Origin of the sequence: Rugamonas fusca, assembly GCF_014042365.1 — a bacterium.
Lineage (GTDB): Bacteria > Pseudomonadota > Gammaproteobacteria > Burkholderiales > Burkholderiaceae_D > Rugamonas > Rugamonas fusca.
Genome location: NZ_JACEZS010000028.1, coordinates 36,775 through 58,107, shown reverse-complemented (window position 1 = coordinate 58,107; position 21,333 = coordinate 36,775). Strand labels below are relative to the sequence as shown.

Here is a 21,333-nt window from a genome sequence, read left to right as displayed (position 1 = left end):
GCAAATTAGGCAACACCGGGGCGGCCACGACGCGGCCCCGCATAGCCAAAGCGGGCGAATCTGGGCATACTGTCTGGCAAGGCCTGCCGCCGTGGACGGCGTGCGCCTCACGCGAGGGTGACCATGAAATCCCTGTTGACGCTGCTGGCCGCACTGCTGTTCGCCCTGCCCGGCGCGGCCGCGCCCAAGCTGGTGCTCAACACCTCGTTCTTCGCCCCCATCACGTCGCCCCAACACGACGGCGCGCTCGACCTGTTGTACGCGGAACTGTTCCGCCGCCTGGACCTGGCGGTGGTAATACAAGCAACCTCGGCCGAACGGGGCCTGCTCAACGCCAACAGCGGCATCGACGATGGCGACGTCTCGCGCGTGCTGGGCATCGAGCAAAGCTACACCAACCTGGTGCGCGTGCCCGAGCCGGTGATGCGCTACCAGATGGTGGTGTTCAGCCGCCACGCCGATTTCACGGTCGATGGCGCGGCCAGCCTGGCCCCTTATGACGTGGGCATCCTGACGGGCTGGAAAATCCTCGAACGCAGCATCACCGGCACCCGCTCGCTGCAAAAGCTGGAGACGGGGCGCCAGCTGTTTGCCATGCTGGCCATGGACCGCATCGACGTGGCCGTGATCGAAAAACTGGAGGGCCTGCATTTCGTGCAAAGCATGGGCTTGCAGGACGTGAAGGTGCTGGAACCGGCCTATGTGGAAGGCGACTGGTTCCTCTACCTGAACAAGAAGCACGCGGCGCTGGCGCCCCGGCTGGCCGAGCAGCTGCGCCGGATGAAGCGCGATGGCAGCTACCAGCGCATCTTCGAGCAAGCCCTGCGCGGCACACGCCACTGAGGCCCGCCATGGACATGACCCGGCCCTGGCTGCACAATCTGGCAGGCGCCCGCCTGGGGCGGCGGCTGGCCGTGCTGATCCTGCTGTTCAGTTCGGTCGTCACGCTGGTGTCGACCGTGCTGCAACTGGCGCTCGAATACCGGCGCGACGTGCACGACATCGCCGGCCAGCTCGAACAGATCCACGCCAGCTACGCCGACAGCCTGGCCTCCAGCCTGTGGATCACCAGCACCCGCGACCTGCAGCTGCAACTGCAAGGCATCATGCGCCTGCCGGACCTGCAGTACGTGGACGTCACCAACGAGCAGGGCCAGACGGTGGCGCGGGCCGGCAAGGTGCGCGGCAATGGCGAAGGCGACGTGCTGGCGCGCGAATTCCCGCTCTACTACCAGCACCGTGAACGTCCCGTCTACATCGGCAAGGTGCGCGCCGTGGCCAGCCTGGAGGGCGCCTGGCAGCGCCTGCGCGACAAGGTGGTAACCATCCTGATCGCCCAGACCATCAAGACCTTCCTCGTGTCGCTGTTCATCCTGGTGCTGTTCCAGTGGCTGGTGGGACGCCACCTGAAAAAGATCGCGGCCTATTCGGACCGGCTGTTCGCCGGCCACCTGGAGCAGCCGCTGGCGCTGGAACGGCCTCCCAGCGCGCACAACACGCATGATGAACTGGCCCAGGTGGTGGCGGCCCTGAATGCCATGCGCCTGCGGCTGGCCGCCTCGTTCCAGCAAGTGCGCGACAGCGAATTTCGCTGGCAGCACGCGCTCGAAGGGGCCGGCCACGGCGTGTGGGATTACCACGTGCTGACGGGCGAAGTGATCTATTCCAAGCGCTGGAAGGAGATGCTGGGCTACCGCGAGGACGAGCTGCCCAACCACCTCGACACCTACCAGCGCCTGGCCCACCCGGACGACCTGCGCACGGCCATGCGGCTGCTGGAGGCCAACTTCAACGGCAGCTCCAAGACCTATGCGATCGAGCAGCGCATGCGCTGCAAGGATGGCAGCTGGAAGTGGATCGTGGCGCGCGGCATGGTGGTGGAGCAGGACGCCCAGGGCCACGCCACCCGCATCATCGGCACCCACACGGATTTCAGCGAACGGCGCGCGGCCGAGGAAGCCATGAGCAAGCTGCTGGAACAGACCGAACACGCGCGGGCCGAACTGCGCGAGGCCAACGACACCATGGAAGCCCAGGTGCGCGAGCGCACGGCCCAGCTGCGGCAAGCCAATGCGGAGCTGGAAGCGTTCTCGTATTCCGTCTCGCACGACTTGCGCAGCCCGTTGCGCGGCATCGCCGGCTGGGCCCAGGCCCTGGAGGAAGATTACGGCGAGCGGCTCGACGACACGGCCCGGCTCTACCTGGCGCGCGTGCAGGGCGAGGCCGGCCGCATGGGCCAGCTGATCGACGGCATGCTGGAACTGTCGCGCCTGGGCCGGGCCGCGCTCAACCGGCGCCCGCTGGACCTGTCGGCGCTGGCCGCCAGCGCGGCCGCGCGCGTGCGCGAGGGCTATCCCGACCGCCGCATCGAACTGGACATCGCGCCCGGCCTGCACGCCTGGGGCGACCGCGCGCTGCTGGAAGCGGTGCTGCACAACCTGCTCGAGAACGCCTGCAAGTTCAGCGCCATGCGCGACCCGGCACAGATCGCCTTCGGGCGCGCGCTGGCCACCGACCCGGCCACCGGCCAGCCCGCCCACGCCTGGTTCGTGCGCGACAACGGCGCCGGCTTCGACATGCGCCACGCCCACAAGCTGTTCGGCGTGTTCCAGCGCCTGCACAAGGCCAGCGAGTTCGCCGGCAGCGGCATCGGGCTGGCCACCGTGCAGCGCATCGTCCAGCGCCACGGCGGCCACGTGTGGGCCCACGCGGCGCCCGACGCCGGCGCCACCTTTTACTTCACCCTGGAGGATGCACCATGAGCGGCAAAGTCATCTTGCTGATCGAGGACAATCCCAGCGACGTGGCGCTGACCGAGCGCGCCCTCAAGCGCAACAACATCACCAACACGCTGGTGGTGGCGCAGGATGGCCAGGAGGGACTGGACTACCTGTTCGGCGCCGGCCCGTACGCGGGACGCGATGTGGCCGCGCTGCCGGTGCTGATCCTGCTCGACCTCAAGCTGCCCAAGGTGGACGGGCTGGACGTGCTGCGCCAGATCCGCGCCGACGCCCGCACCCGGCGCGTGCCGGTGGTGATCCTGACGTCGTCGCGCGAGGAACAGGACATCGCGGCCGGCTACGACCTGGGCGTGAACAGCTACATCCGCAAGCCGGTGGACTTCGCGCAATTTTCCGAAACCGTGCGCCAGCTGGGTTTATACTGGCTGGTACTGAACGAAGCGCCGTGAGAGCTCCCATGACCCCGCTTGCCGTCCTGCTGGTGGAAGACTGCGACAGCGATGCCGACCTGATCGAGCGCTGCCTGCGCAAGGCTGGCTACGACGTCACGCTGGACCGGGTGGAAACGGCGGCCGAGCTGCATGCCGCGCTGGCCGCGCCGCACTGGGACATCGTACTGTCGGACCACAACCTGCCGGACCTGAACGCCAGCATTGCGCTGGCCCATTTGCATGCGGCGGGGCTGGACCTGCCTTTCATCGTCGTCTCCAACACCATCGGCGAGGAGACGGCCGTGGCCCTGATGCGGGCCGGCGCCCACGACTACGTGATGAAGGGCGACCTGGCCCGGCTGGGACCGGCCGTCGCGCGCGAACTCAAGGAAGCGGAACGGCGGCGCCAGCACCGGGCCGCCGCCCAGGCGCTGCGGGCCGCCGAGGAACGGTGGAACTTCGCACTCGAAGGGGCCGGCTACGGCGTGTGGGACTGGGACATCCCCAACGGCCAGGTGCTGTTCTCGCCGTGCTGGCGCACCATCCACGGCTACGCCGAACACGAGGTGGTGCCCACGGCCACCTGGCGCGACAGCCTGGTGCACCCGGACGACCTGCCGCGGCTGCGTGCAGCCATGCGCGAGCACTTCAGCGGCGCCAGCGGGCGCTACAAGCAGGAATACCGGCTGCGCGGGCGCGACGGTTCCTGGAAATGGGTGCTCGACAACGGCACCATCGTCAGCCGCGACGGCGCCGGCCAGCCGCTGCGCATGATCTGCACCCATATCGACCTGACGGAACGCAAGCGCATCGAGGAAGCGCTGCGCGAACTGAACGAGCAACTGGAGAGCCGGGTCGAGGCCCGCACGCGCGAGCTGCGCCTGGCCATGGACCAGATCGTGGAATCGGAAAAACTGGCCTCGCTGGGGGTGCTGGTGGCGGGCGTGTCGCATGAACTGAACACGCCGATCGGCAACATGGTGCTGGCCGCCACCTCGCTGGCCGACAAGCTGGCCGAACTCACGTGCGCGGCTGAACACAACAGCCTGACCCGTTCTGGCCTGCTGCAAGGCTTGCATGAATGTCTGAACGCGAGCGACATCATCGCCCGCAACGGCCACCGCTCCAATGATCTGATCGAAAGCTTCAAGCGGGTGTCCGTGGACCAGACCAGCCAGCGCCGCCGCCACTTCGACTTGCGCACCACGGTGCAGGACAGCCTGACGGCGCTGGGCGCGCGGCTGCGCCGGGCCAAGGCCGCCGTCGAGCTGCGCATCCCGGACGGCATCATGATGGACAGTTATCCGGGCCACCTGGAACAGATCATCAACAACATCGTGATGAATTCCATCACCCACGGTTTCGACGGCAAGCCGGGCGGCCAGATCGTGATCGAAGCCAGCGGCGCCGACGGCATGGTGGAACTGCACTACCGCGACGATGGCCACGGCATCCCGGCCGAAGTCCAGCACCGCGTGTTCGAACCGTTCTACACGACCAGGCTGGGCAAGGGCGGCTCCGGGCTCGGGCTATCGATCGTCAACAACCTGGTGCAAGCCATCTTCAAGGGCCAGCTGCGGCTCGACAGCGCGCCCGGCCAGGGCGTGCGGCTGCACTTCACCTTCCCGGCCGTGACACCGCAGGCGGCGCCGGGCGCCGACGAGGATCAGGCCGGCGCCGCGCTGGCCTCCTGAGCCCCCCCCTACAACACGCCATCGCCCTCGGCCAGGCGCACCAGCCAGGCCCGCACCAGTTGCTGGCCCGCCTCGTCCAGTCCGCTGTCCATGGCCGCTTCGACCGGCTGCACGCGGGCGCGGCAGGCGTCCAGCAATTGCCGGCCCGCCTCCGTCAGCTCGATCACCTGGATGCGGCCGTGGATGGGGTGTGGATGGCGGCTGACGGCGCCGGCCCGCTCCAGGTTGTGCACGATCACGCTCATGGTCTGGGGCGTGAGCAGCGACAGCCGCGCCAGGTCGGCGCCCGACGCGCCCGGATAGGCCGCCAGCATGGTCAGCACGGAAAACTGGGGCAGCGTCACGTCCAGTTCCCCCAGGGCCTTTTCCATGCGGATGCGGTGCGCCGCATGGGCTTGCCGCAGCAGATAGCCGAGGTGGCCATCGACGCCGCGCTTGCCTTGGCCCACCGCCGGGATGATGGGGGCGTTGATTGTTTTACCCATAATGTAAGAATTCGAATATAATTTTTGTGTTCGAACTCTGATATTAACACGCGCCGCCGCGGCGCCCCACTGGAGCCTCACATGACGACTGCCTTGCCCACCCCGGTTCCCCGCCTTGACTATGCCACGTTCAACCAGCTGGCCCCGGCCGCCGGCGCCGCCCTGCGCGCGCTGGGCGCGGCGGTGGACGAATCGGGCCTGGAAAAATCGCTGACGGAACTGATCAAGGTGCGCGCCTCGCAACTGAACGGCTGCGCGTTCTGCCTGCAATTTCACCTGAACCTGGCGCGCGCGCTGCCCCAGCCAGTGGCGCCGGCCAAGCTGGACCTGTTGGCCACCTGGCGCGACGCCCATGTCTACACGGCACGCGAACGGGCCGCGCTGGCCTGGACGGAAGCGCTGACCTTGATGGCCGGCCAGCACGTGGACGACGCCGTGTTCGCGCCATTGCAGGACCATTTCAGCACGCCCGAGATCGCCTTCCTGAGCGCGGCCGTGGCCAACATCAATGCCTGGAACCGGATCGCCGGCGCGCTGCGCTTCACGGCGCCCGTGCCGGCCCAGGCGCTGCCCGGGCAGGTGGCGGCATGAACGGGGCCGGCCTGCGCTTCGTCGCCATCGCCGATGAGGCCGGCGTGCGCGCCTGCCACGGCTTGATGCAACAACTGCGTCCCCAGCTGACCAGCGCCGACGAATGGGTGGCCCGCTGGCGCTGCCAGCGCGAGGAAGGCTACCGGCTGCTGGCCCGCTACGATGGCGAGGCGCCCGTGGCCCTGGCCGGCTACCGGGTCCAGCACAACCTGGTGCACGGCCGTTTCCTGTACGTGGACGACCTGGTGACCGACGCACGCCAGCGCAGCGGCGGCCATGGTGCCGCCTTGCTGGCACGGCTCAAGCAGGAAGGCATGGAACTGGGCTGCGCCAAACTGGTGCTCGACACAGGGCTCGGCAACGCGCTCGGCCAGCGCTTCTATTTCCGGCAGGGCATGTTGTCCAGTGCCATGCGGTTCAACCTGCCCCTGACGGCCTGAAGCGCCATGCGCAAGCTTTTGCATGTGAACGCCAGCCCGCGCGGCGCCGCCTCGTCCAGTTACCAGGCGGGACAGGAAACCGTGGCCCATCTGCTGCGCCGGGAACCCTCGTTGCAAATTTTCGAACGTTGCCTGGGCATGGCCCCCCTGCCCCACCTCGACGCGGCCTGGAACGCCGCCAGCCTGATGCCGGCCGCGGCGCGCGGCGACCAGGAGCACAGCATATTGGCGCTGTCCGAAGAATTAATCGGCGAACTGGAGACGGCGGATATGGTGTTAATTTCCACCCCCATGCATAACTTCAGCCTGCCGGCCACGTTGAAAACCTGGGTCGATTATGTGGTGCGGCCGAACCGGACTTTCCATTCCACCCCGGACGGGAAAATCGGCCTGTTAAAAAACCGGCCGGTGCGGATTATTGTTTCCAGCGGCGGCGCATTGGAACCGCCAGCGAGTTGGCAGCCCGATTTCATCACGCCGTATTTGCACCATATATTCGGCACGCTGGGCGTGGGCGACGTGGAAGTGATCAGACTCGATAATATGAACCGGGGGCCGGACGCCGTGGCAACCAGCCGTGCCCGCTTCGCACACTGGCTGGCCGGTTTCCGCTTCTGAGCACCGCGCCAGCAGGGAGCAGCGTTGCAAATCATGCCAGATTTTGGCGCGTAAACGCCAGAATCCGGCATGCGCTGGTCACCTGTGCGGCAGGCCGCGCGGCCGGTTTCAGCATCCATATAATCTGGCTGAAGTGCTTCGGCCAACGGCCGGCATCGCTGCGCCATGCAAACGGCGACGAGAATCAAGGCCGTTAGTAGATATCCTCCAGAATGGGGTGATGAATGAGGAATGGCATTGGCTATAATTGACTTTCCTATATCTGCGATCGATCAGGAATTCAATATGAAACAAGTCCTCGCCTGCGTGGCGGTAGCGTCTGTTTTATCCGCCTGTGGTGGTGGCGGCAGTTCGGCCGGCAGCGTCGTCAATCCGCCGACGACGGTGCCTTTCGCCAAATATGTGGGCGAATGGAAAGATGTATGCCAATTCCATCACCGGGAAACCATCACCGTGGCCACGCTGACGGCCAGCGCCACGACGGCCACGCTGTCGGACCGGATCGATTATTTCGACAATGAAGATTGCAGCGGCGCCCTGGTGGCCACCGGCGTGTTTTCCAAACCCATCGCCACGCTGCAATATGTGGCGACGGAAAACAACGCCACGGTCCACCTGCAATCGGGCCAGAGCCTGACGGGCGCCGTGGACCGTGGCACGGCCACGGCCTCGGACGCCACCGTCAGCTTCAGCGGCGGCGGCGTCAGTTCCTCCGTGGTGAACGGCAAGACGGTGTGGCATATCGCCTACAACGGCGGCGGCACGGATATCCAGATCATCAACGTGCTGGGCGCCAATCCGGGCGGCTTGTTCCTGAGCAGCGGTCAGCTCTACATCGTCACGGCCGAGGGTGGCTCGACCAACACTTTCGACGCCAGCGCGCCACTGTCGCGCTGAGCTGCCGCCGCGTCGTCAAAACAGGTTGTTGCGGATACCGACGTAACACACGGCCAGCGCCAGCACGGGGCCCAGGTAAAACAGCACCAGCCATAGGGCGCGCCACGCTTGCAACATGAGCACGTGCGCGCGTTCGAGCATCGTCAGTCCGGCGCCGGCCCGATCCGTTCCGCCGGCCCGGTAGCGGGCCAGCAAGGCGTCGCCGGTGGTGTGATTTTCCACGTCGTTGAGCAACTGCTTGTAGCTGGCGAACAACTCGTTGTAGTCGTCGAGCATGGCTTGCGGCGTGCGCTGCAACGTCACCTGCATGATCCTGCTCTCTATATCCATCAACTTCAGGTAACCGCTCTTGAATTGCTGCGCACGGTCGCGAAAGTTGCGGGTGTTGAGCTGCAGCGACAGCGCCATCAGCATGACGGCGAGCACGACGGAAAAGATATTCTGGAAGTCGTCCGACACGACCTTGTATTTCAACAAGGCGATGGCGAAGCACAGGCTGTAGACGGAATAGACCACCAGCAGCCGCTGCGCATGTCCCTGGTTGGACAGCAGCCGTGATTCCGCGCGCACCCAGGCCTCGCGGGAAAACCAGATCCTGTCGCCCAAGGTCTTGGCGCTGTCGACGATATTGCTCACTGTTGCCTCTGCTGAAAGGAGTTTGGAGGCGAATGGCACTTGGCCATCCCACCAGATTAATTGCCACACGGCAATTTACTACCTTTCTGTGATGGACACAATCCGCTGCCGGAAAGTTCGCCCAAAAAAGTGACACCTGGCGCCGCCGGTGTGGGATGCGCGCCTCGCCCGACTATGTGATGCCATTGCCCGCTCAACTTGCCAGGTAGTCACGGATGGCGGCGATCGCCAACCGCACCTTGGCCGGCTGGGCGTCGCGCTGCACGGTCAGCGCGTACACGCCCATGGGCGCCATCGTCCATTCGGGCAACACCAGCACCACCTGTCCGGTTTCCAGCAATGGCATGGCGTCCGGTCCGGGCATGCGCATGATGCCCACGCCCTGCAGCATCATCTCCCGCAACGCGATAAAGCTGTTACCCGCCACCGCGCCCTGGACCCGCACCCGCCGCGTTTCGCCCGCGCGCGACAGTTCAATGAATTCCGTCTGGTTCATCACGTTCAGGTTCATCACCGGATAACGCGCCAGCTCCTCGGGCGCCTGCGGCAGGCCGTGCGCCTGCGCGTAGCCGCTGGACGCCACCAGCACGTGGCGCCACTCGGCCAGCCGGCGCGCCACCAGGTTGGAATCGGTCAGGGTGCCGATGCGGATAGCCAGGTCGATGCGCTCGGCGATCAGGTCGATGCGGCGGTCCTCGGCAAACAACCGCAGCGCCAGCCGGGGCTGGGCACGCAGCAGCGGCGCCAGCGCCGCCGCCAGATGACCACTGAATCCGACCGGAAAAGCGATCCGCAATTCGCCACGGGGCTCGTCGCGCAGGTCGGACAGGCGCTGCTCGGCCGTATGGGCCGCCAGCAGCATGGCGGCGCAATCCTCGTAGTAAGCCTGCCCCGCTTCCGTGGTGCTCAGGCGCCGGGTGGAACGGTGCAACAGGGCCAGGCCGATCTCGGCCTCCAGCTGGCGGATCTGCTGGCTGACGGCCGAAGTGGTCATCGCCAGTTCGCGCGCAGCCGCGCTCATGGAACCGGCTTCCACCACGCGGGCGAACACGGCCATCCGTTTCAGCCGGTCGATTGTTAAGAATTGCTTCATAGTGATTGTGGATTTTGCCGTCTTATCGCCTCATCGTAAAGGCTGCATACTGAATCCACTTTCAACCATGCAGGAGATTTTGATGAAGATTGCACTGATCGGCGCAAGCGGTTTTATTGGTTCTGGCTTGCTGGCCGAGGCGCTCGCGCGCGGCCACCAGGTCACGGCCCTGGTCGGCCGTCCGGAGCGACTGGAACCAGCCGCCGGCCTGACGGCGCAGGCCACCGATGTGCTGGACGCGGCCCGCCTGTCCTCCCAGCTGGCCGGCCACGACGCCGTGATCAGCGCCTTCAGCGGCCACGCCCAGCAAGGCGTGCGCGACTACTACAACCGTGGCGTGGACGCCATCCTTGCCGCCACCAAACAGGCGGGCGTGGCGCGCCTGTTGATGGTGGGCGGCGCCGGCAGCCTGGGGGTGGCGCCCGGCGTACAGGTGGTGGACAGTCCAGACTTTCCTGCCCAGTGGAAGGAATCGGCGCTGGGCGCACGCGACACGCTGGAGAAATTGCGCCAGGAAAGCACACTGGACTGGACCCTGCTGAGCCCAGCCGCCGTGATCGCGCCCGGCCCGCGCACGGGCCAGTTCCGCCTGGGTGGCGACCAGCTGCTGACCGACGAAAATGGGGCCAGCAAGATTTCCGTGGCCGATTATGCGGTAGCGATGATGGATGAGCTGGAGCATCCGGCCCATACGCGCCGGCGGTTCAGCGTGGCATATTGATTCCATCGCAATCGGCAAGACGGGAATACTGAATTTGGCACCTAATTTAGTCACCCCGTGCTACGATGGGGCCGTCAACCTGAGGAGCGACGGCTAGCCTGACTGCTCTTCGGAAAACCGGCCCCTTTCCTCCCCGCCCTGAACGGCGGGGTCTCTCGGAGACACAGATGAATTTTTCCAACATTCAACCAATTAGCTATTTAAAGACGAACACCAGCGACGTGGTCAAGCAAGTGCTGGAGACGCGCGACCCCGTGGCGATTACTGTGAATGGCCGAGTTCAGGCAATTGTCCAAGACCCCGTCAGCTATCAAAAAACGCAAGACCAAATTGCGATGCTTCGTATCCTCGCTCTTGGCAGAAAGCAGGTCGAGGAAGGAAAAATCATTGATCATGAGGACGTTGTCGCCCTTCTGAATGCCGAAGACGACGATGGACGTTCCGCAATCAAATGAAAATCATTTGGACTCGATACGCACTGAACGATTTACAAGAGATTCAGTCGTACCTGAAACAAAGCGAATCTCCTGCATATGCGCAGAAAATCGTGCGTGCGATTCTTGATGAAGTCAAAACCCTCCAGGAACGGGACACCAAAGGTACGTTTATTCCTGAGCTGGAAGACCTGAATCTGACGACTTATCGTCAGCTGCTGGCAGGGCAGAATCGCATCATCATTGAGCGCGGGCAAGACGCGTTTTACGTTCATCTGGTCGCCCACACGAGCCGCAACCTTGAGGCGTTGATTCGCCGTCGTCTAATGTCGCCACAATAGCCAGACAAGCAACGGCTGGGAATTGACAAACGGGGATGCCATAGGTTTCTTACCTTATCGAGGAACATTAATTTCTCGACAGTACGGCATTCCAGTAAACAAAAATTCCGGCAAAGGCCAGTTTTTGAACTGCATTTTCTGCAGAGGCCATGAAAAAAAGCCCTTACGATTTTTCATAAAGGCTTGATTTCAAAGCATAAAGCGAATTGGTAGGCCTCCCCGGAGTCGAACCGGGCACCAACGGGTTATGAAACACATGCCCTACAAGCGACGCCGGACAAGTTCTCATCGCATGCTCATCTTACAATAAAAATAGTTACAACAACAAATTGTCAATCTGAATAATCTCATCAAAGCCGCCACTTGTTCTCTTAAGTCGCACGCAGCTGGCGCGGCCGAGGCTTGCGGCCTGCCATATATAGGAGCGAAGGCCCCCTTCCGGCCCCATTGCGGACACCCAGGACTACACAAAGCAGTCATTCAATGCTTAGTTTGAGATGCCTCTAAGCAACAGTTAAGGTGTATATAGCCTACAGTGTCGGATTGCTCCCTGCACATCAATGAAGAGTGGTTCCCGGGGCGTCCTCTTGGTTGGAGTCCATATAGCCCGCCATTCGTTCTGATAGGCGAATTCTGGATCTTTCATAGTCGCAGGATGATCTTGGTGCGGCTTAGTGTAATGAGTCAACTTACTCATATATCTCACAGCGACGAATCCCTCGAACGTAGCCTTGTGCCGAATGCGGTGAGTAATCGCCCCGAAGAAAGCCGACGGATTTAGTATTTCCAGGCATGCGTCACAGCCAAACTGTCTCATGACTGTTGGGTCGTAACGTGACGACATGCAGTAAATGTAGAGGTCGGGAGAATGTGTGAGGGAGATTAATCGAGTGGCCTTACTGAGCACAACCTTGACGTTTGAGGTTTGTCGGTCTGGCCAAATATGCTTCCTAATGAACTCGGCCTCCGGCGAGTTATGCCCAAGATCGATTTCCCCACCACCTGCGAGGCTCAACTCCGTTTTATGTAGGCCCTCGTCTTTGTCGCCGATTACATCGCCGTACCGTTCCGTATTTCGATATTCATAGAGTGTACCGACTTTTAGGCTTCCTCGACGAAGAAAAGCTTCAAGGTATTTTCTAGGTAGGTATTTGTACAGCCTCACGATAAGCGTCCAAATGATTGAAAGGGACTTCTCTCTTCCCATATGCACAGCACGAAGTTTGCTGTAGCCGGCGAATTAGTTTCTTTACGTTGCATTTTCTTATATGCACAAGGGCAGCTACTAGCCGAACTCCGCCAGTGAACATCGAGGATAACATCTTGTATATCTGAAAAATACGAGAAATCTCACAGGCTTGAGTGGCTTCTATACATGAGGACTAATGGCGGCGCTTTACGAGATTGAGCAGCGGCAACCGAGGGGGCGGCAATGCGAATACTGCGGCAATTAACAATATACCCCCAATGGGCTGGCCTCAAAACGGGCTTTTTGTTAGTAATAACCTTATTCGGCAACTGCGCGGTACGTGCGCGGTACGGGGTCCGGTACGGGGTCAGTTCCGGCAACTGGACAACTGCTGCACCAACAGTAACACCAGTTACGGTTCCGACAAGTGGGAGGGGCAGATGCCAAAACACCACCGACGACAGCGCCGGCCACAGCATTTTGCAAGAGCTTAGGCTACAGAGCATTCTTCCCAGTTGGACAAGCTCCCCACCGGCATTTACATTGCTCGCAAAAACAACAAAGCCCGATCCTAAGGACCGGGCTAAGTGCTTGTTTCTATTGGTAGGCCTCCCCGGAGTCGAACCGGGCACCAACGGATTATGAGAGCATTTACTCAAAAATAAGCATTTAAAATCAATGCTTTAAATTGAAATTATTTCGGTGTGTGACGAAGTGTGTAAGCTGCCGCTTGGAAAAGCAACTTACACGGACTGGCGTTTTGCGGCGGCCACACAGCGGCTTGTGCGCCACTGCGGCGGCCCTTGGCAGCACTACTTGCCCATCTTCTTGGCGGCTTGGCGCACATCTTTTTCGCTCACCTGCCCCGTTTTTTCCCTCATCGTCCTCAGCGTCGTGTTTGGCCCGAATCCGGGGATGGGCTGTGACAGGTTCTTGTTCTGCGTGTCGCTGCGCTTCTGCTGAATCGTGCCGACGACGAAGAAGATAATATCTGGGCTTTTTTCATTTCTGCCCGCAATATGTCGATACGCGACCATTCTTTGCTAACCCTTAATTAAGTGCTTTCTCTATGGCAAAATCAAGGCATCACAAAGCTGCGGCTTGTTGCCTGGTCTTGAGCCTCGCCTACAACGCGCAGGCCCAGGACATGGATTGGTGGCTGACCGATTTTCCTCCCTACTCCCATCCCATTGATGGAAGGCCTGGCACGGGTGCCGTGGACCAAGTATTGCGCGGCGTGGTCGCTAATTGGCCAGAGAAAACCACGCATCAGTTCAGGATTGCCAACACGGCGCGTATCTGGACCTCCATTGATATCGGCACCGAAGCTTGTTATACGAGTGCCTTGCGCACGCCGCAACGCGATAGGCAAGCTTATCTCAGTGACGTGTTCATGCTGCCGCCAATCCAGTTGATTGTTAGAAAAGATCGCTTGACTGAAGTGCCCATGAATTCCAACGGAGAAGTTCAGTTCAACGCGCTTATCATGAAACGTAATATCAATGGTGCCTTGGTGGCCGGACGTGCTTACGGCACCGAGCTAGATGCCGCGCTTGCCAGCAACGCGCACGGCGCTAATCTCAAATTTACTGGTGCCACTGTGCTCGGCACGAATATCTTCAAGATGATTGCCGCAGGCCGGGTCGACTACACGCTGGATTACGACTTTATCCTTGCCTACCAGATGATGGACACGTCGGCATTGAAAACACTGGTCACGCTGCCTATTGATATCGCCAATACACCGCTAATCGGCAGTTTTGCCTGTCCTCGCACTCCGTGGGGAAAAAAAATGATTGACCGAATAGACTATATCGTTAGCCAACTCGCACAGGACACACATTATCGCGACCAGTTCGATCGCTGGCTCACGCCCGCCACCAAATCACGCTATGCGGCCGAGTTTGACGAGTTCTACAAGAAACGGGCTAGGATGAAACATTGACCAACCTAGTTGGTTTGGTCTACTACTTCCCCTGAATTTTTCTGCTGCGCGTATTTCAGCGCAGAGGCTGGCTGCCCGCGATTTTCGCTACACACCTGATGAGTGGGAAACCACATTCCCGCACTTCCGTCACAAGCATTCGGGTATAGTTTCCTGCTCACACTCCCCAGCGGGCCAAGCACGGCCAACGAACAAGCAACGGCGATTATGGACGAATACGAAGCGCTAGATCATCAATCAAGTACAGCTCGTACACTTGAAGAAAGTACCGCTGTGCTTGAGCGCCTTCTGTCCGGCGGCTATGCTGTATGGGACGATGGCTCTCTTTACAGCATCAAGCAGTTAGTGGCACGGATCAACGGCTTGAAAATTGAAGTTCGGTCACGCGAACATGCGCCGCCGCACTTCCATGTCACAGGCGGCGGCGTCAACGCCTCGTTCGCTGTAGCAGACTGCTCGCATCTTGAAGGGACGATCGGCGGCAGGGAAAGGCAGCTGGTTGAATGGTGGTATAAAAGATCACGAGCCAACTTGGTGGCCGCCTGGAATCAGAGTCGCCCTGATGGCTGTCCTGTTGGCCCCATAGATGAATAGCCTGAACCATTTACGCCAGCTTCTTACCTGTACGTTGACGACGAAGATAAACGTAGCGAGCGAAGCATTTTTGCGCCTCCGTGTAACAGGTATTGGCGTCATCTATGTGATCGGCGTTAATCGCCGCTTCTAACAGGGCGTCACCCGCATTTTTCCACGCATCCGCATTAGATGTAGAAGTTAACGCTGCCAAGACCGACGCCGCAATTGGACTTTGCTGCTTCACCAAGGCCTGCGCCGCGCCAGCAAGCATTTCAAGTAACGGCGAACTGCTCATAATTTCCTCGATTAAATTCATTTGCGCACTTTGGCTGGCTCGCGCACCTCCATGTGTTCAAAACTTGTAACGCTCACATTCGGCACCACTCATCACGACGAGCACCTTTTCCCCATGCTCGCAGCGTAACCCAAGCGTAGCGCATTTTTTCCATCACTGGAACAGCTGAGTAGCTGGACGGCGTTTTTATTGTGCTGTAGGGATTGTGCGCAAGTCGCATGGATTTCAAAACCAATGAAACTGCTTTGAATCTTTGGTTCCTGGAGAGGCCGTCGCTAACCGTTTGATTTATGGAAGAAAAATGCTGCGCTCTTTCTCAGTTCAACGCCGGTAGGAATTTTAGACAAAAGAAAACACACTATCCCTAACGATATTCATTGGTTAGGGGAGAAAAATGTCTCAAGCACGGACACTGAGCGACAAGGAACTGAAGCTGCTGCTGCTTTACATTGCCACCCGCAAGTATGCGACGCGGGATCGGGCAATGATGCTGATGACGCATTGGGGCGGAATGCGAATAGGTGAAGTCGCCGCAACGAAGATCGGTGATGTGCTGGCACTCGACGGCACGATAAAATCGGAAATCCGTTTGACGGCTGCGCAAACCAAAGGCAAGCACGCTCGCACAGTCATTCTTGCGGACAAACTGCGCAAGGAACTGCTGAACTACTTAAGACTGCGATTTGAGCCGCAACGGCTTACAGAAATTGCCGACACCGACATGGGTAAGGCATTGTTCTCGACGCAGAAGCGGGATCATTTTACGGCCAACACTGCCTGCTACCATTTCCACATGCTCTACAAAGCTGCGGGCATCGACGGCGCAAGCAGCCATTCGGGACGGCGCGGATTTTTGTCGTCGCTGTCGGCTAAGGCGGTGCCGCTGAAGGTGCTGATGGAACTCGCCGGCCATCGCCAGGCCCAGACCACCATGCGATACGTCAACGTCACGACGGACATGAAAAAGGCGGCGGTTGAACTGATCTGACGACTAGATGATGCTACCGAACCGCGCTCATCGGCTGTAGGGCATCGAAAAAGCTGGCCGCCAGTGCTCAAATAGTAAGCAGCGTAGCTTTGAGTCATAGCAACAGGTCAAGTCAAAACTAGCGGCTGGTAGCTTGATATTGGCCGTTTTTCGGTCCCGATAATGCCCGTTGTGGGCCATAATGTTGGTCATTGTTTTCCAACAGAAAGCCCCCGAACATGGCCGCATTACACGACTTGCTGGACACCTATCGACAAGCATCCCTCAGTGAACGCGAAAAAGGTACCTACTTTGAAGACCTGATCGCTACCTATCTCCGCAACGAAGCTACCTACCGCGACCTGTACGACAAGGTCTGGACGTATGTGGATTGGGCAAAAGAACACGGTTTGGATGGCCGCGACACCGGCATTGATCTTGTAGCACGAACCCAAGGGACGGGAGAGACACACGCGATTCAATGTAAGTTTTACGCAGACGATTACAAGGTTCAGAAGGCTGATATCGACAGCTTCTTCACCGCCTCGGGCAAGAAGCCGTTTACACGCCGCATAATCGTGACCACGACCAACAATTGGAGTGAGCACGCCAACGACGCACTACAAAATCAACAGCCGCCAGTCAACAAAATTGACTTGAGCGCTCTTGAAAATAGTCAGATTGATTGGGCGATGTATCGCCCGCACCAAGCGCCAGTAATCAAGCCCAAAAAGACTCTGCGTGAACACCAGCAGACTGCCTTGAACGCCGCTGAACATGGTTTGAAGACGGCAGACCGCGGCAAGCTCATTATGGCTTGCGGCACTGGCAAAACTTTTACCAGCTTGAAGATTGCTGAAAAATTGGCTGGAGCAGGCAAGCGCGTGCTGTTCTTGGTTCCGAGCCTATCGCTGCTGTCGCAAACGCTGACTGAATGGACGCAGGAAAGCACGACGCCGCTTCATAGCTTTGCTGTCTGCTCTGATAGCGATGTCGGTAAGAAGCGTGCGAAAGACGAAGACGTTGTACAAACCTTCGCTCATGAGCTGCGCTATCCGGCCACGACTGAGCCAGCACGGCTGGCACTGGAAATGGCGAAGCGCCACGACGACGAACACATGAGCGTCGTCTTCTCCACCTATCATTCGATTGAAGTTATCAGCAAGGCTCAAAAGCAATATAACCTTGCTGATTTCGACCTGATTATTTGTGACGAAGCGCACCGTACAACTGGCGCCACCTTTGATGGCGACGATGACGAAAGCAACTTCGTCAAAGTTCACGATGCCGACTTTATCCGTTCCGCTAAACGGCTGTACATGACTGCGACGCCACGAATCTATAGTGATGCGGCTGAAGCGGTTGCGGAAAGGGACAATACCAAACTTTACGGAATGAACAATGAGGAATGGTATGGCAAGGAACTGTACGTCATCACATTCTCAGAAGCTGTCAAGCGTGGGCTGCTCGTTGATTACAAGGTCATCGTGCTTGCCGTTGACGAAGCACACGTTAGCCGCCGTCTTCAGGGGCTACTCGCTGACGAAAACAATCAGCTCAAGGTAGACGACGCAGCAAAAATTATCGGCTGTTGGAAAGCTCTTTCAAAACAAGACACCCAAAATGATCTGATCGGTGATCCAGACCCGATGCGTCGCGCCGTGGCATTTTGCCAGGTCATTGAGGTACAAAAAAATGCTAAAGCAGCCAAGACTCATAAGGTCAGTTCCAAGAATATCGCGGGAATGTTTCAGGCCGTAGTCGAGTCATACCAAGAGCAGGAGGAGTTTGAAACGATAGCACGCCTCACTTGCGAAGCTGCGCACGTCGATGGCAGCATGAACGCCAGTCAGAAGGAAGAAAAACTGAATTGGCTCAAGGCGGAAACACCTGAGAATACCTGCCGTATTCTCAGCAACGTGCGCTGCCTTTCCGAAGGCGTCGATGTTCCGGCACTGGACGCAGTGCTGTTCCTGACACCACGCAACTCACAGGTTGACGTCGTACAGTCGGTCGGGCGTGTAATGCGCAATGCTCCGGGAAAGAAGCGCGGCTACGTCATATTGCCTGTCGTCATTCCCGCAGGCTTGGAAGCGCACGAGGCACTCAATGACAACAAGACGTACAAAGTCGTTTGGCAAGTATTACAGGCCTTACGCTCACATGACGACCGATTTGACGCTATGGTGAACAAGCTTGACCTGATCGGTAAAGACACGGCAAAAATGGAAGTTGTCGCCATTACGGACAAGATCAACAAGAAAGCAGCCAAGGGAAACGGAAAGAGCAAGAATGATGCTGGCAAAGGAAAATTCAATATTGGGCAAGATCGTGAGGAATATAAGCCCCATGAACAAGTTCCATTACAGTTTGAGATCGGTGAAATTGAACGCGCTATCTATGCCAAAGTAGTTCAAAAATGTGGTAATCGCCATCATTGGGAGGATTGGGCAAATGATATTTCAAAAATCGCCCAAACTCATATTACCCGTATTACTACCATCATTGAGAACCCAGAAAACACAAAAGAACGCACTGCGTTCAACGACTTCGCCAATGAGTTGCGTGATGACCTTAATGGTAGCATCAGCGATACAGAAGTAATTGAGATGTTGGCGCAGCATTTGATTACCAAACCAGTTTTTGATGCCCTATTTAAGGACTACAGCTTCGCCAAACATAATCCAATGTCACTCGCAATGTCCGGCGTACTCGATGTTTTACAAGAACATCATCTAAACAAAGAAGCTGATACTTTACAACGTTTCTATGACAGCGTGAAATTACGCGCCGAAGGTATCGACAGTGCGACAGGAAAGCAAAAAATCGTCGTCGAACTTTACGATAAATTTTTCCGCAATGCCTTTCCAAAGATGACAGAACGATTGGGCATTGTCTATACGCCAGTTGAAGTTGTAGATTTCATCATCCAAAGCGTTAACGACATTCTTAAAAATGAATTCAACCAAACGCTTGCGAGTAACAATGTTCATATCATTGACCCATTTACGGGAACTGGTACGTTTATTACACGATTGCTACAGAGTGGCTTGATTAGCAAAGAAGATTTACCTAATAAGTATGCGAATCAGATACACGCAAACGAAATCGTACTTCTGGCATATTATATTGCCGCCATAAACATCGAATCTGTATATCACGACATCGTCGGCGGTGAATACCAGCCATTTGAAGGCATATGTCTAACTGATACCTTCCAACTTTATGAAAAGGAAGACTTGGTTGACCAGATTTTGGTAGAAAATAGCGCACGCCGTAAGAAACAGAAGAAACTTGATATTCGGGTCATTATTGGAAATCCGCCGTATTCAGCAGGGCAAAGAAGTGAGAATGACAACAATCAAAACATAGAATATACACACTTAGATAATCGAATCGCACAAACATACGTAAAAAACTCTTTAAGCCAAGGCGGGAAAAGGTCAACCTACGATTCGTACATTAGAGCAATCAGATGGGCAAGCGACCGCTTAGGAGACAGCGGTGTTATTGGGTTCGTGTCCGGAAGTAGCTTCCTCGAAAAGCCCGCAATGGATGGAATGCGAAAATCCCTTCAGGATGAATTCAGTAGCCTATACATCTTCAATTTACGCGGAGATATTCGGAAAAACATGCTGAGTGGCGGGAAGGCCCGAGAAGGTCAAAATATTTTTGGCAGCGCGAGTATGACGGGAATCGCCATCACGATATTTGTAAAAAACCCTAACTCAACTCAACACGGAAATATCTATGTCCATGACATTGGTGACGATATCGGCACTCAGGGAAAGCTTGATAAGATAAAGCTTCTTGGAAGTATTGATGGCATAAAGAATTCCAACGCATGGTTAGCCGTAACTCCAGACAAGCACAACGATTGGGTTAATCACCGAGATAGCAGTTTCGAAGATTTCATCCAATTGGGAAACAAGAAGGATTCGAGCGCAAATACAATTTTTGTTTTCCAATCTCAAGGGGTCTTAAGTAGTCGCGACGCATGGATTTATAACTTCTCAAAGGAAAACTTAGTAGCAAACATGAGCAGCATGATTGCTTTCTATAATGAAGAAGTAGATAGGTATAAAAATGCCCGCTTAAGCGGACTTAGCCTGGACATTGATAGTTTTATCAATAGTGATCCGACAAAAATTAGTTGGGGAGTCAACATAAAGAGCGGTGTTTCAAAAGGAATTAAGAGGGATTTCGATAAATCAAAATTGATGATCGGACTTCATCGACCATTCATAAAACAGTGGCTTTACGCTGACAAAAATTTCAATCATAGTCTTTATTCAACGCCAAAACTTTTCCCAGATGCGAAAGCTGATAATCTAGTAATTTGCGTAAGTGGAATTGGATCAAGAAGCGGGTTTTCCTCGTTAATGACGAACCTAATCCCGAATTTTGATAATCTCGAAAAAGGTCAATTATTCCCTCGATATATCTATTCGCCTTTGAGTTCCGCAGACGATGTGAGTGAAAGCAACACACATCAAGCTGAGATGTTTTCAAACAACGATAACACGCCTGAGCATAATGATGATAATAAACGCTGGACTCGAACAGATGGAATAAGTGAGCTTGGCTTACTACATTTCAAAGACTACTATAACGATCAAAAAATTTCCAAGGATGATGTTTTCTATTACATCTACGGATTATTACATTCACCAGATTACCGTGAACGTTATGCCGATAGCTTAACAAAGGAACTTCCTCGAATTCCACGTGTAAAAACAGTGGGAGAATTCTGGATATTCACGAACGCAGGACGAAGTTTATCTAATTTACATCTGAATTACGAAACAGCTGCGAAGTATCCACTTCAAGTGCTTGAAGGTGAGTTTCCAAAAAACGATGTCGATTATGTGGTGGAAAAGATGCGATTTGAAAAAATCGGTAAACAGAAAGATCTGACGACATTGTATTACAACGAAAAAATTACCTTAAAGGGAATACCGGTCGAAGCATATGACTATATTTTGAACGGCAAGCCAGCGCTTGACTGGATTGTTGATCGACAGAGTGTAAAGACTGACAAAGATAGCGGCATTGTTAACGACGCGAACTTATGGGCAACGGAGACTATGGGTAATGCTCGCTACCCGCTTGAGCTATTCCAACGGGTTATTACGGTAAGCCTTGAGACAATGAAGATTGTCCGGGCATTGCCGCGGTTGGAGATAAAAACATAAGCTTGCTTACGGCTACAATATCGTTTCAACATGATCGTGTGAAG

At 57.1% G+C, this 21,333-nt stretch carries 20 protein-coding genes; 15 read left to right on the top strand and 5 right to left on the bottom strand.

All coding sequences use genetic code 11. From position 1 onward, the window contains the following. Positions 1-123 precede the first annotated feature (123 nt). Genes H3H36_RS23380 through H3H36_RS23365 form a run of 4 tightly spaced genes read left to right on the top strand, consistent with a single transcriptional unit; the run spans position 124 to position 4,866 of the window. On the top strand, positions 124-843 hold the full coding sequence (locus H3H36_RS23380) for a substrate-binding periplasmic protein (RefSeq protein WP_182220473.1): 720 nt from the start codon (positions 124-126) through the stop codon (positions 841-843). A gap of 8 nt (positions 844-851) precedes the next feature. Beyond that, the gene (locus H3H36_RS23375) at positions 852-2,762 is read left to right on the top strand and encodes a PAS domain-containing protein (RefSeq protein ID WP_182220472.1); all 1,911 of its coding nucleotides are present in this window, start codon (positions 852-854) and stop codon (positions 2,760-2,762) included. Continuing rightward, positions 2,759-3,190, top strand: coding sequence for a response regulator (locus tag H3H36_RS23370; protein ID WP_182220471.1), 432 nt, complete (start codon positions 2,759-2,761; stop codon positions 3,188-3,190). Before H3H36_RS23375 ends, H3H36_RS23370 begins: the two co-directional genes overlap by 4 nt. Positions 3,191-3,198: 8 nt before the next feature. Then, the gene (locus tag H3H36_RS23365) at positions 3,199-4,866 is read left to right on the top strand and encodes a hybrid sensor histidine kinase/response regulator (protein ID WP_182220470.1); all 1,668 of its coding nucleotides are present in this window, start codon (positions 3,199-3,201) and stop codon (positions 4,864-4,866) included. A gap of 8 nt (positions 4,867-4,874) precedes the next feature. Here the strand turns inward: H3H36_RS23365 and H3H36_RS23360 are convergent, their stop codons facing one another. Next, entirely contained in the window at positions 4,875-5,351 is a 477-nt protein-coding gene (locus tag H3H36_RS23360; RefSeq protein ID WP_182220469.1) for a MarR family winged helix-turn-helix transcriptional regulator, read from the bottom strand. An 81-nt stretch (positions 5,352-5,432) separates the two neighbouring features. Here H3H36_RS23360 and H3H36_RS23355 point away from each other — a divergent pair, with 81 nt between their 5' ends. From H3H36_RS23355 to H3H36_RS23340, 4 genes are all read left to right on the top strand, one after another. After that, positions 5,433-5,942 carry a carboxymuconolactone decarboxylase family protein gene (locus tag H3H36_RS23355; RefSeq protein WP_182220468.1) on the top strand — a complete coding sequence of 170 codons (510 nt, stop codon included), beginning with the start codon at positions 5,433-5,435 and terminating at the stop codon, positions 5,940-5,942. Further along, positions 5,939-6,382 (top strand): GNAT family N-acetyltransferase, encoded by a 444-nt coding sequence (locus H3H36_RS23350; RefSeq protein WP_182220467.1) that lies wholly within the window; start codon positions 5,939-5,941, stop codon positions 6,380-6,382. Before H3H36_RS23355 ends, H3H36_RS23350 begins: the two co-directional genes overlap by 4 nt. Positions 6,383-6,388: 6 nt before the next feature. After that, positions 6,389-7,000: an FMN-dependent NADH-azoreductase gene (locus H3H36_RS23345; protein WP_182220466.1), complete on the top strand. Its 612-nt coding sequence runs from the start codon at positions 6,389-6,391 to the stop codon at positions 6,998-7,000. Between the two features lie 285 nt (positions 7,001-7,285). Further along, entirely contained in the window at positions 7,286-7,897 is a 612-nt protein-coding gene (locus tag H3H36_RS23340; protein ID WP_182220465.1) for a hypothetical protein, read from the top strand. A 15-nt stretch (positions 7,898-7,912) separates the two neighbouring features. On the opposite strand, the gene H3H36_RS23335 is transcribed toward H3H36_RS23340, so the two are convergent. Both H3H36_RS23335 and H3H36_RS23330 read right to left on the bottom strand, forming a co-directional pair. Next, positions 7,913-8,533, bottom strand: a complete 621-nt coding sequence (locus H3H36_RS23335; RefSeq protein ID WP_182220464.1) for an SLATT domain-containing protein — start codon at positions 8,531-8,533, stop codon at positions 7,913-7,915. A 193-nt stretch (positions 8,534-8,726) separates the two neighbouring features. Beyond that, on the bottom strand, positions 8,727-9,626 hold the full coding sequence (locus tag H3H36_RS23330) for a LysR substrate-binding domain-containing protein (protein WP_220459838.1): 900 nt from the start codon (positions 9,624-9,626) through the stop codon (positions 8,727-8,729). An 82-nt stretch (positions 9,627-9,708) separates the two neighbouring features. Here H3H36_RS23330 and H3H36_RS23325 point away from each other — a divergent pair, with 82 nt between their 5' ends. From H3H36_RS23325 to H3H36_RS23315, 3 genes are all read left to right on the top strand, one after another. Continuing rightward, positions 9,709-10,347, top strand: coding sequence for an NAD(P)-dependent oxidoreductase (locus H3H36_RS23325; RefSeq protein WP_182220463.1), 639 nt, complete (start codon positions 9,709-9,711; stop codon positions 10,345-10,347). Between the two features lie 167 nt (positions 10,348-10,514). Continuing rightward, complete coding sequence (locus H3H36_RS23320; protein WP_182220462.1) at positions 10,515-10,802, top strand: type II toxin-antitoxin system Phd/YefM family antitoxin; 288 nt, start codon at positions 10,515-10,517, stop codon at positions 10,800-10,802. After that, positions 10,799-11,122, top strand: a complete 324-nt coding sequence (locus H3H36_RS23315) for a type II toxin-antitoxin system RelE/ParE family toxin (protein WP_182220461.1) — start codon at positions 10,799-10,801, stop codon at positions 11,120-11,122. The genes H3H36_RS23320 and H3H36_RS23315 overlap by 4 nt, the downstream gene beginning before the upstream one ends. A gap of 2,001 nt (positions 11,123-13,123) precedes the next feature. Here the strand turns inward: H3H36_RS23315 and H3H36_RS23310 are convergent. Further along, entirely contained in the window at positions 13,124-13,348 is a 225-nt protein-coding gene (locus H3H36_RS23310) for a hypothetical protein (protein ID WP_182220460.1), read from the bottom strand. A 77-nt stretch (positions 13,349-13,425) separates the two neighbouring features. Here H3H36_RS23310 and H3H36_RS23305 point away from each other — a divergent pair, with 77 nt between their 5' ends. Both H3H36_RS23305 and H3H36_RS23300 read left to right on the top strand, forming a co-directional pair. After that, positions 13,426-14,256, top strand: coding sequence for a TIGR02285 family protein (locus tag H3H36_RS23305; protein ID WP_182220459.1), 831 nt, complete (start codon positions 13,426-13,428; stop codon positions 14,254-14,256). Positions 14,257-14,463: 207 nt separating this feature from the next. Continuing rightward, a complete protein-coding gene (locus H3H36_RS23300; protein ID WP_182220458.1) occupies positions 14,464-14,850 on the top strand; it encodes a DUF4160 domain-containing protein in 387 nt (128 codons plus the stop codon). A gap of 10 nt (positions 14,851-14,860) precedes the next feature. On the opposite strand, the gene H3H36_RS23295 is transcribed toward H3H36_RS23300, so the two are convergent. After that, on the bottom strand, positions 14,861-15,148 hold the full coding sequence (locus H3H36_RS23295) for a hypothetical protein (protein WP_182220457.1): 288 nt from the start codon (positions 15,146-15,148) through the stop codon (positions 14,861-14,863). 373 nt (positions 15,149-15,521) lie between these two features. On the opposite strand from H3H36_RS23295, the gene H3H36_RS23290 reads away from it, so the two are divergent. Together H3H36_RS23290 and H3H36_RS23285 are read left to right on the top strand one after the other, a co-directional pair. After that, the gene (locus H3H36_RS23290) at positions 15,522-16,115 is read left to right on the top strand and encodes a tyrosine-type recombinase/integrase (protein ID WP_182220456.1); all 594 of its coding nucleotides are present in this window, start codon (positions 15,522-15,524) and stop codon (positions 16,113-16,115) included. Positions 16,116-16,333: 218 nt separating this feature from the next. Further along, a complete protein-coding gene (locus H3H36_RS23285) occupies positions 16,334-21,289 on the top strand; it encodes a DEAD/DEAH box helicase (protein ID WP_182220455.1) in 4,956 nt (1,651 codons plus the stop codon). Positions 21,290-21,333: the final 44 nt, after the last annotated feature.

Excerpts from the sequence above, each read along its gene's own strand:
- H3H36_RS23380 (WP_182220473.1), top strand. The coding sequence starts at position 124 with ATGAAATCCCTGTTGACGCTGCTGGCCGCACTGCTGTTCGCCCTGCCC.
- H3H36_RS23375 (WP_182220472.1), top strand. The coding sequence starts at position 852 with ATGGACATGACCCGGCCCTGGCTGCACAATCTGGCAGGCGCCCGCCTG.
- H3H36_RS23370 (WP_182220471.1), top strand. The coding sequence starts at position 2,759 with ATGAGCGGCAAAGTCATCTTGCTGATCGAGGACAATCCCAGCGACGTG.
- H3H36_RS23365 (WP_182220470.1), top strand. The coding sequence starts at position 3,199 with ATGACCCCGCTTGCCGTCCTGCTGGTGGAAGACTGCGACAGCGATGCC.
- H3H36_RS23360 (WP_182220469.1), bottom strand. The coding sequence starts at position 5,351 with ATGGGTAAAACAATCAACGCCCCCATCATCCCGGCGGTGGGCCAAGGC.
- H3H36_RS23355 (WP_182220468.1), top strand. The coding sequence starts at position 5,433 with ATGACGACTGCCTTGCCCACCCCGGTTCCCCGCCTTGACTATGCCACG.
- H3H36_RS23350 (WP_182220467.1), top strand. The coding sequence starts at position 5,939 with ATGAACGGGGCCGGCCTGCGCTTCGTCGCCATCGCCGATGAGGCCGGC.
- H3H36_RS23345 (WP_182220466.1), top strand. The coding sequence starts at position 6,389 with ATGCGCAAGCTTTTGCATGTGAACGCCAGCCCGCGCGGCGCCGCCTCG.
- H3H36_RS23340 (WP_182220465.1), top strand. The coding sequence starts at position 7,286 with ATGAAACAAGTCCTCGCCTGCGTGGCGGTAGCGTCTGTTTTATCCGCC.
- H3H36_RS23330 (WP_220459838.1), bottom strand. The coding sequence starts at position 9,626 with ATGAAGCAATTCTTAACAATCGACCGGCTGAAACGGATGGCCGTGTTC.
- H3H36_RS23325 (WP_182220463.1), top strand. The coding sequence starts at position 9,709 with ATGAAGATTGCACTGATCGGCGCAAGCGGTTTTATTGGTTCTGGCTTG.
- H3H36_RS23320 (WP_182220462.1), top strand. The coding sequence starts at position 10,515 with ATGAATTTTTCCAACATTCAACCAATTAGCTATTTAAAGACGAACACC.
- H3H36_RS23315 (WP_182220461.1), top strand. The coding sequence starts at position 10,799 with ATGAAAATCATTTGGACTCGATACGCACTGAACGATTTACAAGAGATT.
- H3H36_RS23310 (WP_182220460.1), bottom strand. The coding sequence starts at position 13,348 with ATGGTCGCGTATCGACATATTGCGGGCAGAAATGAAAAAAGCCCAGAT.
- H3H36_RS23300 (WP_182220458.1), top strand. The coding sequence starts at position 14,464 with ATGGACGAATACGAAGCGCTAGATCATCAATCAAGTACAGCTCGTACA.
- H3H36_RS23295 (WP_182220457.1), bottom strand. The coding sequence starts at position 15,148 with ATGAATTTAATCGAGGAAATTATGAGCAGTTCGCCGTTACTTGAAATG.
- H3H36_RS23290 (WP_182220456.1), top strand. The coding sequence starts at position 15,522 with ATGTCTCAAGCACGGACACTGAGCGACAAGGAACTGAAGCTGCTGCTG.
- H3H36_RS23285 (WP_182220455.1), top strand. The coding sequence starts at position 16,334 with ATGGCCGCATTACACGACTTGCTGGACACCTATCGACAAGCATCCCTC.